Source organism: Agromyces sp. NPDC055520, assembly GCF_053619715.1.
In genome coordinates, this window is sequence record NZ_JBSHJY010000006.1 from 39,337 (window position 1) to 54,967 (window position 15,631).

At 73.7% G+C, this 15,631-nt stretch carries 9 protein-coding genes; 8 read left to right on the top strand and 1 reads right to left on the bottom strand.

What is annotated here, in order from left to right; translation table 11 throughout:
• The first annotated feature begins 102 nt into the window (after positions 1–102).
• Genes ACWGST_RS04890 through ACWGST_RS04925 form a run of 8 tightly spaced genes read left to right on the top strand, consistent with a single transcriptional unit; the run spans position 103 to position 15,138 of the window.
• Positions 103–1,242 (top strand): serine/threonine-protein kinase, encoded by a 1,140-nt coding sequence (locus tag ACWGST_RS04890; RefSeq protein WP_452045526.1) that lies wholly within the window; start codon positions 103–105, stop codon positions 1,240–1,242.
• On the top strand, positions 1,242–7,232 hold the full coding sequence (locus tag ACWGST_RS04895; RefSeq protein WP_452045527.1) for an Ig-like domain-containing protein: 5,991 nt from the start codon (positions 1,242–1,244) through the stop codon (positions 7,230–7,232). The genes ACWGST_RS04890 and ACWGST_RS04895 overlap by 1 nt, the downstream gene beginning before the upstream one ends.
• A gap of 54 nt (positions 7,233–7,286) precedes the next feature.
• On the top strand, positions 7,287–8,252 hold the full coding sequence (locus ACWGST_RS04900) for an AAA family ATPase (protein ID WP_452045528.1): 966 nt from the start codon (positions 7,287–7,289) through the stop codon (positions 8,250–8,252).
• On the top strand, positions 8,249–9,661 hold the full coding sequence (locus tag ACWGST_RS04905) for a DUF58 domain-containing protein (protein WP_452045529.1): 1,413 nt from the start codon (positions 8,249–8,251) through the stop codon (positions 9,659–9,661). Before ACWGST_RS04900 ends, ACWGST_RS04905 begins: the two co-directional genes overlap by 4 nt.
• Positions 9,658–12,240, top strand: coding sequence for a transglutaminase-like domain-containing protein (locus ACWGST_RS04910; RefSeq protein WP_452045530.1), 2,583 nt, complete (start codon positions 9,658–9,660; stop codon positions 12,238–12,240). The genes ACWGST_RS04905 and ACWGST_RS04910 overlap by 4 nt, the downstream gene beginning before the upstream one ends.
• Positions 12,237–13,619 (top strand): DUF5684 domain-containing protein, encoded by a 1,383-nt coding sequence (locus tag ACWGST_RS04915; RefSeq protein ID WP_452045531.1) that lies wholly within the window; start codon positions 12,237–12,239, stop codon positions 13,617–13,619. The genes ACWGST_RS04910 and ACWGST_RS04915 overlap by 4 nt, the downstream gene beginning before the upstream one ends.
• Entirely contained in the window at positions 13,616–14,449 is an 834-nt protein-coding gene (locus ACWGST_RS04920; protein WP_452045532.1) for a PP2C family protein-serine/threonine phosphatase, read from the top strand. Before ACWGST_RS04915 ends, ACWGST_RS04920 begins: the two co-directional genes overlap by 4 nt.
• Positions 14,446–15,138: a hypothetical protein gene (locus ACWGST_RS04925; protein ID WP_452045533.1), complete on the top strand. Its 693-nt coding sequence runs from the start codon at positions 14,446–14,448 to the stop codon at positions 15,136–15,138. Before ACWGST_RS04920 ends, ACWGST_RS04925 begins: the two co-directional genes overlap by 4 nt.
• 37 nt (positions 15,139–15,175) lie before the next feature.
• On the opposite strand, the gene ACWGST_RS04930 is transcribed toward ACWGST_RS04925, so the two are convergent.
• Positions 15,176–15,556 (bottom strand): DUF1304 domain-containing protein, encoded by a 381-nt coding sequence (locus tag ACWGST_RS04930; RefSeq protein WP_452045534.1) that lies wholly within the window; start codon positions 15,554–15,556, stop codon positions 15,176–15,178.
• Between the last annotated feature and the right edge of the window lie 75 nt (positions 15,557–15,631).

Sequence of the window (15,631 nt, forward strand, 5' to 3'; positions counted from 1 at the left end):
CGGCGGGGGCCGGGCAGGTCTCCCGACGGTTTCGGCAAGCGCCCTCCACCCGAACAATTCCGGTCCCGCCGGTGATCGACTGCCGGCAGGAGGCCCGAGCGCGTGGCGAAACGTCTGCCGTCGGCACCGCCGGTGCTCTCCGGCTACAGCTATGTGCGCCCGCTCGGCACCGGCGGCTTCGCCGACGTGTTCCTCTACGAGCAAGACCTGCCGCGGCGCGTCACGGCGGTGAAGGTGCTGCTCGTCGACGTCATCGACCCCGACGCCCGGCGCGCGTTCACGACCGAGGCCGACGCGATGGCGAGGGTCAGCGCGCACCCCTCGATCGTGACGATCCACCAGGCGTCGATCTCGGCCGACGGCCGCCCCTACCTCGTGATGGAGTACTGCCCGGAGACGCTCGGCGCGCGCTCCAAGCGCGGCCCGATGCCCGTGGGCGAAGTGCTCGACATCGGCGTGCGCATGGCGGCTGCCCTCGAGACCGCACACCGATCGGGCCTGCTGCACCGCGACATCAAGCCGTCGAACCTGCTCGTGAACTCGCTCGGCGCCCCCGTGCTCGCCGACTTCGGCATCGCCGGCGCGATCAGTGACAGCGGCGCGGGCGACACCTTCGCGATGTCGATTCCGTGGAGCGCCCCCGAGGTGCTCGGCGAACGCACGACCGGCACCGTCGCGACCGAGGTGTGGAGCCTCGGCGCGACGCTCTACACGCTGCTCGCGGGGCACAGCCCGTTCGAGCTGCCCGAGCGCGGTCGCAACACCGTCGACCAGCTCTCGCGTCGCGCGATGGGGGCGAAGGTCACGCCGCTCGCGCCCCGCGGCATCCCGCAGCGGGTCGATCTCGTGCTGTCGACGGCGATGCAGCGCGACCCTGCGCGCCGCTACGGCTCGATGGCCGAGTTCGGCGAGGCGTTGCGCTGGGCGCAATACGAGCTCGGCATCGCGCCCACGAACCTCGAGGTCGCGTCGCCCGAGTGGGCGGGTGCCGCAGCGCTCGATTTCACGGATGCCTCGCAGCGCGGCCCGATCGTGACGACCGTGAACCCCGACTCGCGACGAGCCGGTCGTGCGGCCGCCACGGCTGCGGCCCGGCCCAACGGGCCCGTGGTCGACGCCGGCGGTCTCGGTTCGGCCCGGGCGCGCGGCGGCTGGGTGAAACCCGTGCTCATCGGTGCGGGTTCCGCGGTCGTCGTGATCGCGCTCGCCGCGGTGGGCTTCGTGCTCATGGGGGGCATCTGATGGCGGGACGCGGGGGGCGTACCGGGCGGCGCACCGGGCGGCGCGGCACGATCGTCGCCGCGGTCGCGGGTGTCGCCGCCGTCGCGACGGTCGTCACGCTCGCGGTGACCGCGAACGGGTACGAGGCGCAGCAGGTGCCTCGGCTCGAGACCTCGGTGTGGGTCACGCGCGACACGGGGCAGTACGCCCGCGTGAACACCGATCTCGCCGAGATCGACCTCGTGCGCGACGTCGAGGATCCGAGCACGGTGGTGCAGGCGGGCGCCGCGGCATCCGTCTACAGTCAGGGGCTTCGCCAGCGGTGGCCGATCGACCCGGCCGAACCGCTCGATCTCGTCGCCGAAGACGGCGGCGGCTCGGTGCCGACGCCGGTCGGCACGCGCGACGTCGCGTCCGCGGGCGGGTGGCTCGTCTACCGCACCGACACCGGCACGGTGTTCGCGGGCCGGGTCGACGGGCCCGAGGCGTTCCCGGTCGATCCGTATGCCGAGCGCACCACCGAGGGCGAAGAGGAAGAGACCTACGCGGCGGCCGCGGTGGGCGTCTCGCCCGACGGCCTCGTCGCGATGTACTCGGCGCGCGAAGAGGCCGTGCGCCTCTTCGACGCGGCGACGGGCGAGTTCGACGGCGGCGAGACGTCGATCGCCGAGCCGCCGGCCGCCGATGCCCGGCTCGAGCTGACGGTCGTGGGTGCGCGCTGGGTGCTGCTCGACGCCGCTGGCGGTCGCGCCTGGGTCTCGGGTCGCAGCGAACCGGTGACCGTCGACGTCGAGGCCGACGCCCGCCTGCAGCAGGGCTCGGGCCCCGCGGCATCCGTTCACGTCGCCGATTCCGCGGGACTCGTGGAGGTGCCGCTCGACGGCGGCGCACCCGAGCGCATCGTCGACGAGGCCGGCACGCCGGCCGCGCCGATCGTCGTGGACGGCGAACTCGCGGCGGCCTGGCTCGGCACCGACGGCGGCGCCGTCTGGACGAGCGACGGCGGCGACACGGTGCCGCTCGAACTGCCGGAGGGTTCCCGCAGCGCGGAGGGACCGCAGTCGATCACGCCCGAACTGCGCGGCAACGGCGACCGTGCCGTGCTCAACGAGACCTCGTCGGGACTGGTCTGGACGGTGCCCGACGGCCGCATGGTGCCGCTCGAGCAGTGGGAGATCGACGACGACATCGAAGACCGGGTCGGCACCCAGCAGGTCGAGGACCTTGCCCGGCAGGAGCCGCCCGTGGCGGTCGCCGACAGCTTCGGCGTGCGCGCCGGCCAGCAGGTCGAACTGCCCGTGCTGTTGAACGACCACGACCCGAACCGAAGCGACGTGCTGACGGTCGACCCCGCCTCGATCGCGGGCGGCTTCGCCGACGCCGGGTTCGGCGAACTCGCGCTCACCTCGAACGACCAGACGCCGACCGTGCGCGTGCGTGCGGGCGAGGGGTCGACGACGTTCGGCTACGCCGTCACCGACGGCGCCGCGAGCTCGCCGCCCGTGACCGTGACGCTCACCGTGGTGCCCGACGACGTCAACAGCGCACCGGTCTGGTGCGGGGTCGCCGACTGCGTGCAGCGCTGGCCCGAGGCGCAGCTCGTGCCGGGCGGCACGGCGCTCGTGCCGGTGCTGCCGGGCTGGGTCGACCCAGAGGGCGACGCGTTCATGCTCGCCGATGCACAGCCGATCGACCCGGCCGCGCCGATCTCGGTCGTGCCCATGTCCGACGGCCGGGTGGCGATCCGTCACACCGACCCCAACGCGGCCGCCGAGAAGCTGCAGGTGCGCATCACCGTCGCCGACGTGCACGGCGCCCAGACCGAGGCCACCCTCGACCTGCGCGTCACCTCGACCGCCGCGCTCGAGGTCGCGCCGGTCGCCGTGACGACGGGGGCGGGCGAGACCGCGATCGTCGAGGTCGCCAAGCACGTCACCGGCGGCTCGGGCTCGCTGCGGCTGCTCGACGCCGTGCCGAGCGCGGCCGCGGCCACCGACGGCCTCTCGGTCGCGCCGAACGCCGCGACGGGCGAGATCGAGCTCTCGGCCGCGAACCCGGGCGCGTATTTCGCCAACTTCACGGTGCAAGACGTCGTGACGCGCGCCGAGCAGAGCGCGAACATCAGGGTCACGGTCGCCGCGCCCGGTGCGCCGCTCGCCCTCGCGCCGATGAAGGCGTTCGTGCGCGCGGGCGAAGACGCCATGGTCGACGTGCTCGGCGCCGTGCAGAACACGAGCGGCCGCGTGCTCGTCGTCGCCGGCGCCGTCTCGTCGTCGCCCGAGCTCGGCGTCGGCGTCGTCGCGCAGTCGCAGGTGCGCGCCACGGGCGTGACCCGCGACGGGCGCCCCGGCCTGGTCGGCCGTGCGGCGGTCACCGTCTCCGACGGTGCGGGCGCGACCGCGGTCGGCGACCTCAGTGTCTTCCTCGTCGCGCCGTCGGCGGGGCTCAGCCCCATCGCGATGCCCGACACGGTGACGATGCGCGTCGGCGAGCTCATCTCGATCCCCGTCACCGACAACGACGTGAGCCCCCGTGCCGAACGACTCGTCGTGCACCCCGAGGTGACCGCCTCTGGTGCCGACGGCGAGCTCGCCTTCGCCTCGGGCAGCGACGTGCGCTATCTGGCGCCGAAGACGCCGGGCACCTACGAGCTCGGCTACGCCGTCGGTCTCGAGCAGGCGCCCGAACGACTCGACCACTCGACCGTCACGGTCACGGTGCTGCCGGCGGGTGCGAACCGCGCGCCCGAGCCGCGCGCGCTCGTGGCTCGCGTGCTGAGCGGCCAGAGCGTGCGCATCCCGGTCTCGGCGACCGGCATGGACCCCGATGGCGACCGCACCGTGCTCTCCTCCCTGACCCAGCCGCAGACCGGTCTCGGCATCGCGACGATCTCGGCCGAGGGCGACGCGATCGTCTACAGCGCCCCCGACACGGGCACGGGCGACGCCCAGCCGGTCTTCGAGTACACGGTGCGCGACGCCTCGGGCGCCGAGGGCACCGGCCGGGTGCGGGTCGGCGTGCTCACCGCCGCCGTCATCGACGCCGCGCCCGTGACCTTCAGCGACTACATCCGCGTGCAGCGGTCGTCGGCCTCGCCCGTCACCGTCGAGCCGGCGGGCAACGACCTCGACCCCGCGCAGGGCGAGCTCGAGCTCGTCGGGCTCGTGCCGAACGCACCGGAGGGCAGCGCCGAGTACGCAAGGCTCGAGGGCCTCATCGACCCGTCGACGTCGCTCGCCGACGGACGCGTCGTGGTGCACCCGGGTGACGTGGTCGGCTCCAACTCCTACCGCTACACCGTGCAGTCGGCGCGCAGCTCGAGCACCGCAGAGGGCCTCGTCGTCGTCAACGTGACCGAGGGCGAGTCGCCCGACGCCCCCATCGTCTCGGACACGATCGTCACGGCGAGGTCGCGTGCCGACCTGCCCGAGAAGGGCCTCGACGTCGTCGCCGGCCACGTGGTGTGGGCGTCGGGCGACTTGAGCGCACTGAAGCTCGAGATCTGGGGCGCGGCCGACGCCGACTACCGCGTCGCCCGGCACAGCATCGTCGGCCCGTTGCCCGAGACCGGCGCACTCGTGCCGTTCCGTCTGTCGGGCAGCGACCGGGCCGGCCGCGAGGCCGAGGCGTTCGGGTTCCTGCTGATCCCCGCGAACGACGACTTCCGGGTGCAGTTGCGCGCCGACGTCGACGACATCGAGGTCGAAGAGAAGCAGAAGGTCGCCTTCGACGTGACGGAGCTGCTCGACCTCGCACCGGGCGATGACGTCGAGATCGGCACCGAGGGCGGTTACACCGTGCAGCGCGCGGCCGCGTCGTGCGCGCCGGCTTCGGGCGGTCGGGCCGAGTACTCAGCCGGCACGGATGCCCCGTGGAGCGACCGCTGCCTCATCCCCGTGCGTCTCGGCGGACAGAAGAGCTGGTCGTGGGTGGGCGTGCCGATCTCGATCCTGCCGACCGACCCGCAGGCGATCCTCTCGGCGGTGAGTCGCACGGTCGCCCCGGGCGCGGCCGAGACCGTGAAGCTCTATGAGGAGATGACGACGTGGGAGGGCGGGCGTCAGGGCGACCCCGCCACGCTCGACTACGCGGTGTCGTACTCGGGCAGCGCGTTCAGGGTCGAGCAGGCCGGCGGCGTCGTGTCGTTCGAGGCGCGCGTCGACGCGGTGCCCGGCACCCGTGAGACCGCGACCGTCAGCGTGAGCGCGTCGGGCGGCCTCACCTCGGCCATCACGCTCGTCGTCGGGCAGGCGCCCGCCGACGCGCCGCGCGGCGGGGTGTTCACCCAGCAGTGCTCGGTCGGCCAGGGGTCGTCGTGCACCGTGCAGGTGGTCGGCGTCGCCGGCGAGTACGACCCCTTCGCGGGCAAGGACGGCGCGGGGCTGAAGCTCGAGGGTCTCGGCGCCGGGGCGAACAGCTGCCAGGTCGCGAGCGTGCGCGCGAGCGACGAGCGCTCGATCACGGTCACCTGGCCGAGCGGCCAGAACGCCTTCGGCGGCGAGTGCGTGATCCCGTACATCGTCACCGACGCCCAGAACCGCCCGGGCGAGGGCCGGTTGACGGTCGACCTGCTCGGCCTGCCGCAGCCGCCGGCCTCGGTCTCGACGGCCGACTACACCGCCACGAGCGTGACCCTCGAGGTCTCGATGGGCGAGGCGCTGCGCGCCCACCCCGACGTGACGGGACTCGAGATCCTCGAGGGCGGCCGACCGGTCGCCGCCTCCTGCTCGACCGGGGCACCCGGTGCCTGGTGGTGCCGGGTCGACGGGCTCACCGCCGGTGAACGCCACGACTACGCCGCGCGCGCCGTGAACAGCGTCGGCACGTCGTCGGCGACGAGCCCCGTGACGACCTGGAGCTACGCGGCCCCGGTGATCACCTCGGCCGCCGCTCAGCCGGTCTACCGCGAGGGCGCGACGGGTCCCGGCACGGGCATCGTCGAGTTGCGCGTCACCGCCGACCGCGACGCACGGGCGTTCCGCATTCAAGAGACGGGGCAGGTCATCGAGCGCCAGGGCTTCTCGGGCGGTCAGCCGACGGTCGTCGAGCTGGGGCTCGTGCCCGGCCCGCAGATGCTGACGCTCGTGCCGATGAGCGTGTTCGAGCCGCCCACGGGGCGCGGCGGCAACGAGGGCGGCATGGTGTCGGTGCCGGTCACCGCGGCGGGCTCGCCGATCCTGAACCCCAACGCGATCTCGGCGGCGTCGGAGTCGAACACCTCGGTGCTCGTCTCCGGCGTCGGATTCGACCCGAACCACAGCGCCCGCGCCTCCGAAGTGGTCTACCTCGCCTGGCGCCACGGCGACGCGAGCTGCTGGGCCGACCGCGACGGTGCGCTGCAGACCTCGGGTGCCGAGGTCACCTCGACGACGTCGACGATCACGGGCCTCGACCCCAACGAGGAGTACTACGTCAAGGTGTGCGCGTCGAACGGGTACGGCACGGTCGAGTCCGCGACCGCGGCCGTCGACACGGCCCACGACGTCGACCTGCCGAGCGGCACCCTGAGCTACACGGTGGCGACCACGCCGAAGGCCACCGGCAGCAGCTACGCGTACGGGCTCGAGCAGGGGCCGGTCGTGAACGCGACCGACGGGTTCACCCCGCGATTCTTCATGTACGGCGACTGGCGCACCGACTTCGCGCTGCAGAGCTCGGCGTCGCCCGGCAACGTGACGGTCAAGACCTGCAAGTCGATCTGGGGCAACAACCGCTGCTCGGGCGAGGTCGCCGTGGTCGCGGTCACCGCGCCGACCACCGTCACGGTCGATTTCGCCGGCGGATGCCTCGCGGCCCCCGCCGACACGGCGAAGCCGACGCACGACGAGGTGCTCGTCACGGTCTCCGAGGGTGCTCGCGGCTCGGCCGTGGTGCGCAACTGGACGGTGCCCGACCCGACGGTGCCGACCGCGGTCGCCTTCGACCTCGCGTTCACCGGCGCCTATGCCGAGCTCGCGCCGATCTCGCGCACGGCGACGCTCTGCAAGGCTCCGCCGAAACCCGCGCCCTGACGCTCGCACTGCGACACCGAGACATCCAGACCACCCTTCGAGAGGAAGACCACCGTGACGATCGCCCCAGAGCAGTCCGCCTGGTTCGCCGAGACGTTCTCGCTCATCGCCGACAATGTCGAACAGGCGGTGCTCGGCAAGCGCCACATCCTCGAGCTCGTGCTCGCGACGGCGATCAGCGGCGGCCACGTGCTGCTCGAGGACGCGCCCGGAACCGGCAAGACGGCGCTGGCCCGCGCCCTCGGCGAGACGATCCACGGCACGAGCTCGCGCATCCAGTTCACGCCCGACCTGCTGCCCGGCGACATCACGGGCATCACGGTGTACGACCAGAAGGCGGGGCAGTTCGAGTTCCACGCGGGGCCGGTGTTCGCCAACATCGTGCTCGCCGACGAGATCAACCGGGCGAGCCCGAAGACGCAGTCGGCGCTGCTCGAGGTGATGGAGGAGGGCAACGTCACGATCGACGGCGTCACCCGCCCGGTCGGCAACCCGTTCCTCGTCATCGCGACGCAGAACCCGATCGAGCAGGGCGGCACCTACCGCCTGCCCGAGGCGCAGCTCGACCGGTTCTCGATCAAGACGTCGATCGGCTACCCCGACGAGGCCTCGACGATGCGGATCCTGCAGGCGGTCGGCGCACCCAAGCCGAAGCTCGAGGCGATCGTCGGCACCGACACGATCGTCGCGATGACCGAGCTGTCGCGCGGCGCGTACGTCAACCCGCTCGTCTCCGACTACATCATGCGCATCGTCGACGCCACGCGCCGTGCGAGCGAGGTGCGGCTCGGGGTGAGCGTGCGCGGCGCGATCGCGCTCTCGCGTCTCGCGATGACGTGGGCCGTGGCCGCCGGTCGCACCTACGCGACCCCCGACGACGTGCGCGCACTGGCCGTCGCGGCACTCTCGCACCGTCTCGTGCTCGAGCCCGAGGCCGAGTTCGACGGCGTGACGGCGGTCGCCGTGATCAACCAGATCCTGCTCGACGTCGCCGCTCCGCGGGAGAACGGCGTGGCGTGACCCGACCGGCAGACCTCCTCCGCGCACCCGCGCCGACCGACACGATCACGTCGACCCATGGCACCACCGCCACGTCGACGCGTGGTTCGACGGTCACGCGGCTCGCTCGCACGCGCCGTGGCCCCCTCGCCTCGGGTGCGGTGCGGCTGCGCCGCGGCGTGCGATCGCTCGGCGCCGGGTTCGCGAGCGCGGCCGTGTGGCTGCGCGAGACGGTCTCGCCCGCGGGCCTGCTGCTGTTCGGCCTCGTGGTCGTCGGTGTCACGGCAGGGGCGGCGTTCGGCTGGTTCGAGGCGTGGGTGGTCGCCGCCATGGCGGCGACGCTGCTGCTCGTGTGCGTGCCGTTCCTGCTCGGCGCGCACGACTACGAGGTGAGGCTCGAGCTCGACCGCGATCGCGTGATCGCCGGTTCCGAGATCCGCGGCGCACTCGATTTCGTGAACCGGGGCACGCGCCCCGCGCTGCCGGGCGTCGTCGACATCCCCGTGGGCCGTGGTCTCGTCGAGGCGCACATCCCCATGCTTCGCGGTGGCGGGCACCACCGCGAAGAGCTCGTCATCGCCGCGCAGCGCCGCGGCATCATCGACGTCGGCCCGATGACGGTCTCGCGCGGCGACCCCCTGCGGGTGCTGCGCCGCGAGATGAGCTGGCCCGACGTGCAGCGCGTGCACGTGCACCCCGTCACGGTCGTGCTGCCGCCGTCGAGTGCCGGACTCATCCGCGACCTCGAGGGTGCGCCGTCGAACCGCCTGGTCGACGCGGATCTCTCGTTCCACGCCGTGCGCGAGTACGTCGTCGGCGACTCGCAACGCCACGTGCACTGGAAGTCGACGGCGCGCACCGGCCGCCTCATGGTGCGCCAGTACGAGGAGTCGCGTCACGCCCGCATCGCGGTGCTGCTCGACCTCGACCTCGACGGCTACTCGAGCGACGACGAGTTCGAGACCGCCGTGAGCGCCGCCGCCTCGCTCGGTGTGCAGGGCGTGCGCGAGGGCCGCGACGTGCTCGTCGGCGTGAGCGCCGAACTCGACGCCGCCGACCGCGGTGTCGTGCAGTCGATCCGCGCCCTGCCGACGGTCACGCCGCGCGTGCTGCTCGACGGCGTCTCGGGGCTCGACGGCGGCGCTGCGTCGGGGCCGGGGGCACGGGTCATCCGTCTCGAATCGCTCGCAGCGCTCGTCGCGCAGTCGTTCGGCGACCTCTCGATCGCCTACCTCGTCACCGGGTCGCAGGTGCCGCTGAAGCGCCTGCGGCGCGCAGCCATCGCACTGCCGCCCGGCATCGCCGTCGTCGCGGTGCGGTGCGAACCGGGCGCCGAACCGGGCGCGCGCCGCTCGAAGGAGATCACGGTGCTCACGCTCGGCGAACTCGGCGATCTCGGGCAGCTGCTCGCAAGAGGAGCGGTGCAGTGAGCGCGCCGCGCCGTCGCGCCACGGCCGCCCAGGGCGTCTCGAGGGGCAGCGAGCGGGCGCGCGCCGCGCTCGGCCTCGGCTACGTCGTCGTCGCCGGAGTGCTCGCGACGGTCGCCGCGTGGCCGGTGTACGCGTCGCCGCGGATGCTGCTCGTCGCCGCGGTCGGCGTGCTCGTCGGCCTCGGCCTCGCCGCGCTCGCCCGGGCCCTGCCGCTGCGCGGACCGCTCGCCGCACTCGTCGTCGTGCCGGCCGCCGCCGTCGCGTTCGCTCTCGTCGTGGTGCCGGCCGCGATCCCGTCGGCGCTCGGCGACCCGCCGTCGTGGCTGCGCGGCATCCGCGACGGCTTCGTCGGCGTCGTCGTGGGCTGGAAGCAGTTGCTGACGCTCTCGTTGCCGCTCGGCGAGTACCAGGCGGTGCTCGTGCCGCTCCTCGTCGTGATGCTCGTCGGCACGCTCGTGGCCGCACTGCTCGTGGCCCCCGACCGCAAGGTCTCACCGCTCGCGGTCGTCGTCGGCTTCGCGATGTCGGGGTTCGGCCTCGCCTTCGGGTCGAGCGCACTGAGCGCGTCGCTCGTCGTCGCGGGCGTCGTCGTGCCCGCGCCCCGCGAACTCCTGGTCTCGGTCGGCGGGCTCGTCGCGGCGCTCGTGTGGCTGCTGCTGCGGTCGCGTTCGATCCGCTCGGTCGCACTGCGACGGGCGACGGCCGGCACGGTGCAGCGGGCCGGGCTCACCGGCTGGCCCGCGGTGCGGCGGCGCGGGTCGGCCGCCGCGCTCGTCGCCGCGGCGCTCATCGTCGGTGCGGCCGTGACACCCGCGGCGGCCGAGCTCGCCGATCGCTCGGCGCTGCGCGACCGGGTCGAGCCCGAGGTCGTGGTGCGCAAGACCGCGACGCCGCTCGCGAACTACCGTGCGGCCTTCTCCGCCGAGCGCATCGACGAACCGTGGCTCGCGGTCGAGGGCGACACGGGCGGGGTCGACCGGCTGCGCCTCGCGACCCTCGACTCCTACGACGGCGAGACCTTCCACGTCTCCGCGGCCCGCGACTCGGCTGCGTCGCGGTTCAGCCGTCTGCCGCGCGCCGCCGTGCGGATGCCGGGCGACGTCGCCTTCACGATCGCCGTCGACGACGGCTACACGGGCATCTGGGTGCCGGCGCCGATCGGGCTGCGCTCAGCGCCCGATTTCGAGGGACCGCGCCGGGCCGCCCTCGACGACGGCTTCCACCGTTCGGAGGGCGGCGCGACCGCCATCGACATCGCCCAGGTTCCGGATGCCGCGTCGACACCTCTCGGGGCCGAACGCGGGCTGGTTCCGGGCGACGGCTACTCGGTCGTCTCGGCGCCCGACGACCCCGCCGCGCTCGGCGAGCCGGCGGCCACCCCGCTGCTCGACGTCGAGGAGTACCCCGAGCTCGGCGCGTGGCTCGAACTGCAGCAGCAGCCGGCCTCGGCGGCCGGGTTCACCGACCTCGTCGACCGCGTGCGCGCGCGCGGCTACCTCAGCCACGCCATCTCCGACGGCCCCGACGCCGCAGGCTGGATCGGCCGTCTCGGCGGCGGCTACACGTTTCTGCCGAGCTACTCGGGGCACTCGAAGGCGCGCATCGAGGCGCTCTTCGGCGAACTCGTCACCCAACAGCGCCTCGCGGGCCCCGAGGCATCCGATGCCGCCCTCGTCTCGGCCGTCGGCGACGACGAGCAGTTCGCGACCGCGATCGCGCTGCTCGCCCGCGCGACGGGCTACCAATCGCGGGTCGTGCTCGGATTCCGGCTCGCGGGCGCCCAGCCGCTGCCCGGCGTCGAGTCGTGCGACGCGGTCTGCACGGGCGCCGCGCTGACGGTGTGGACCGAGGTCTCGAGCGACGGCGACGCGTGGACGCCGATCGACGCGACGCCGCAGTACGAGATCGCCCCGAGCCTCATCCAAGAGGGCGAGCAACTGCCGCAGCACCCGACCACGCCCGACCGCCCCGACACGGCAACGGTCGATCCGCCCTCGGCGCAGAGCGAGTCGAGCGATGCCGCCGCGGCGGCCGAAGACGACCCGGCGGTCGCGGCATCCGCCCTGCTGGCCGTGCTGCGCCTCGTCGGCCTCGGTGCGCTCGCCGTGCTGTTGCTGCTGCTGCCGTTCATCGTGCTGCTGATCGCCAAGCGCACACGATCGCGGCGACGGCGACGCGACCCCGCGCCCGAGGTGCGCATCGTCGGCGCGTGGCACGAACTCGTCGACCTCTACGTCGACCACGGCGTGCTCGACGGCGAACGCGCCGATCGCGCCGCGACCGCCCGCGCGAGCGGTCGCGCCGCGGCCGCGCGCCTCGTGACGCTGGTCGACCGGGCCGTGTTCGCCGGCGACCCGCCGGGCGGTGCAGACGCGGATGCCGCGTGGTCGATCGTCGACGGCGAACGCACCGAGCTCCGTGCCGAGGCGAGGTCACGTCGTCGCCTCGTTGCGCGCCTCTCGTTCGCCTCGTTCGCGCGCCACCTGCGCATCGTTCGTTCCGCCCGTTCCGTTCGTCCCACCCGTTCCGCTCGCGCCGTCAGCACCGTTCGCGCATCACTCGAGGAGCCAGCACGATGACCCCTGTCGACCCCCAGCAGCTCGTCGCCGCCAGCCTGTTGACCATCGGGCTCAGCCTGCTGATCGGCATCGGACTCTACGTCTGGTACGCCGTGATGTTCGCGAAGGTGCTCGTGCGGTTCGGCCGGCCCGGATGGGCGGCGTGGGTGCCGGTGTACAACGAGATGCAGCTCTTCAAGATCGGCCGGCAGCCGGCGCCGTACGCGGTGATGATGTACGTGCCGGTCGTGCAGATCGTCGGGCTCGTGTTCAAGGTGTTCGCCCTCCACCGCATCAGCGTGCAGAGCGGGCGCGGCGTGGGCACCACGGTGCTCGGCGTGCTGCTGCCGCCGGTGTGGGCCACGGTGCTCGCGCTCGGCCCCGGCCCCGAGCATGGGCGCATGACGATGGCCGGTGCCGGTGCCGGTGCCGGTGCCGGTGCCGGTGCTGGTGTTGGTGAGCTCGCGTGGGCGGTTCCCGAGCACTCGGGGGCACCGGGCGCGCCGATGGCGCCGATGGCTCCGTTCGCGCCGAACGCGGTGGCGCCCGTCACGGCGACCGCGTCGCCCGTGCTCGCAGCGCCCGTCGTGCCCCTCGCGCCTGTCGCGCCCGTTCCGGCCGTCGCTCCGCAAGCGGCCGTGCCCGCTGCCCCGCACATGCCCGCACCGACGGCCGCCCCAGCGGTGTCGCCCTTCGCCCCTCCCGGCGCCGCACCGGTCGTGCCGCCGCCTGTCGCACCGCAGGCCGCTGGGCTGACCGAGTCCGACGCGGCTCCGCGCATCCCGGGCCGCATCGAACCGCTGCCGCCCATGCCCGGTGCCGCGCCCGTCGCCACTGCGGCATACGCGCCCGTCGCACTCGCGGCGCCGCTCGCCCCGGCGGGGCCGCCGCCAGTCGTCGCGCCGGCTCCGCCGACCGCGCCCGCTCAGCCGATCGCTCCGGCGGCGCTCGTGACGGCCGCCGCCGTCGACGGGTACGAGCCCGACGAGGCCGCGACGATCGTGACGGGCGACCCCATCGACGACCCGTTCGACCGCACCGTCGTCGTGTCCCGCCGCCCGCCCGTCGAATGGCGGCTCGTGCTCGAAGACGGCACCGCGCTCGCGCTCGCGGCTCCCGTGGTCGTGCTCGGCCGCAGCCCGCGCGCCGCTCTCTCGGGCGAGCAGCGGCTCGTCGTGCCCGATCCGAGCCGCACGCTCTCGAAGACCCACGCCGTGCTGCGTCTCGACGGCGAGCAGTGGACCGTGACCGACCTCGATTCGACGAACGGCGTCATGGTGCCCGACGGCTTCGGCGTCGACCGCCTGATCGACCCGGGCGTTCCCACCCCGCTGGCCGAACGACTCGTGCTCGGCACGCTCGTGGCCGGCCTTGAGCGCACCGCGCCGGAGCAACCATGACCGAACCCCGTGTGCAGCTCACGGTCGCCGAGGCGAGCGACGTCGGACTCGTCCGGCGCGTCAACGAGGACTCCGCGCTCGCGTCGTGGCCGGTGTATCTCGTGGCCGACGGCATGGGCGGTTACGAGGCCGGCGACCGGGCGAGCGCCGCGGTCGTCGCCGCATTCGAGCAGCACGTCGTCGGCCGGCCGCTGGCGACCGTGGCGAGCGTGCGCGCGGCGCTCACGGGTGCCGGGGCGGGGGTCGCCGACGTCGCCGCAGACACCTCCCGCGGTGCGGGCAGCACGGTCGCGGGCCTCGCGCTCGTCGACGACGAGGGTGCGCCGGCCTGGCTCGTCTTCAACGTCGGCGACTCGCGCGTGTACCGCCAGCACGGCACCGTGCTCGAGCAGCTCACGATCGACCACTCGCTCGGCCAAGAGCTCGTCGACCGCGGCGAGCTGCGGCCAGAAGACCTGGCGACGTTCGAGCGTCGCAACGTCATCACCCGGGCGATCGGCGCCTCCGACAGCACCGCCGACAGCTGGCTGCTGCCCGTCGTGAACGGCGAGCGGCTGCTCGTCTGCAGCGACGGTCTCACCTCCGAGGTCGGCGACGAGGCGATTCGTGCGACGCTCGCGATGGGCGGGCGACCTGAATCGGCCGCCGCGGCGCTCGTGCAGCGCGCCCGTGAGGCGGGCGGCCGCGACAACATCACGGTCGTCGTCATCGACGTCGTCGCCGGCGGTCTCGACGAGCAGACGGATGTCTCGACCGATGACTCGCGCTGGGCGCCCGAGACGCCCGACGTCGATGAAGAGACCACGATTCCGGTGCGGGGGCGGTCATGAACGACGGATGGAACGGGCTCGTCGAGGCCGACGCCGAGCTGCACGACGAGGCGACCGTCGTGGTCGTGCGCCCGGCCGGCAGCGCCGCCGCCAGTCGAGATGTCACCGTCGACGACGTACCGGTCGATGGTGTTCCGGCCGACGACGCGACGGTCGTCGTCGCCGAACGCACGACCGTGCGCGAGGGGTCGGGCGTGCCCGTCGAGAACAGTGACCGTGCCGCTGCAGACGACGACGCCGACGCGACGGTCGTCGTCGGCCGCGGGCCGGCCGCCGACGCCGAGGCGACGAGGGCCGTGCAGCGCGGCGGGCGCAGGGGCCAGGGCGAGACCCGGGTCACGCACCGCAGCGCGCCAGTCATGAACACGCCTCGGCGCCGCGATCGCCGCCGCCCCGCCCCGGCGCCCGTCTCCGACGAAGTGCTGCGCTCCGCCGAGGTCGGGGCCGGCCCCGGACTGCTCGACCGCTACGAGGTGCGCGAGCTCGCGGCATCCCGAGTCAGCGAACCGCCCGCGCTCGACCCCGGACCAGCCCCGACACGCGACCTCGCCGCCTCGCTGCCCTCGGTCGAGCGACGTTCGCGGCGCGGCGCGATCGTCTCGATCGCGGCCGTCGGCGCGGCGTGCCTCATCGCCGTCGCGGGCCTCGCCGCGATCGCCGTCGCCGTGTTCGGCGGACTGTTCGCCTGAGCGACCCGAGCGCCTTGACCGCCCTGAGCGCCCCGCTTCAGGCGAGCGCGAAGAGCACGAAACCGATGAGCGGCAGCGTGCCCTGGATGAGCGCCGGCTTCAGGTAGCCGCGGCCCGTGGTCGTCAGCACCGCGGCGGCGAGCACCATGCACGCCGTCGTGAAGAGCACGAGTGTCGTGCCGACGAGCGCCGTGCCGGCCCAGTAGAGCACCAGACCGAGCGCCGCCCCGATGCCGAGGAACAGGTTGTAGAAGCCCTGGTTGTAGGCCATGGGCTTCGTCACGTCGGCGGCGGCCTGGTCGGCGACGCCGAAGCGCTTCCACGTCGAGGGACGCGTCCACCAGACGCTCTCCATGAGGAAGATGTAGCCGTGCAGCAGCGCGGCGAGGGCGACGAAGACGCTTGCGATGACGGCCATGCCGCGATCGTACGATCGTCTGTTGCCCGATCAGGGGATTTGGGGCGACACGCCGATACGCGCGTCGCAACATCG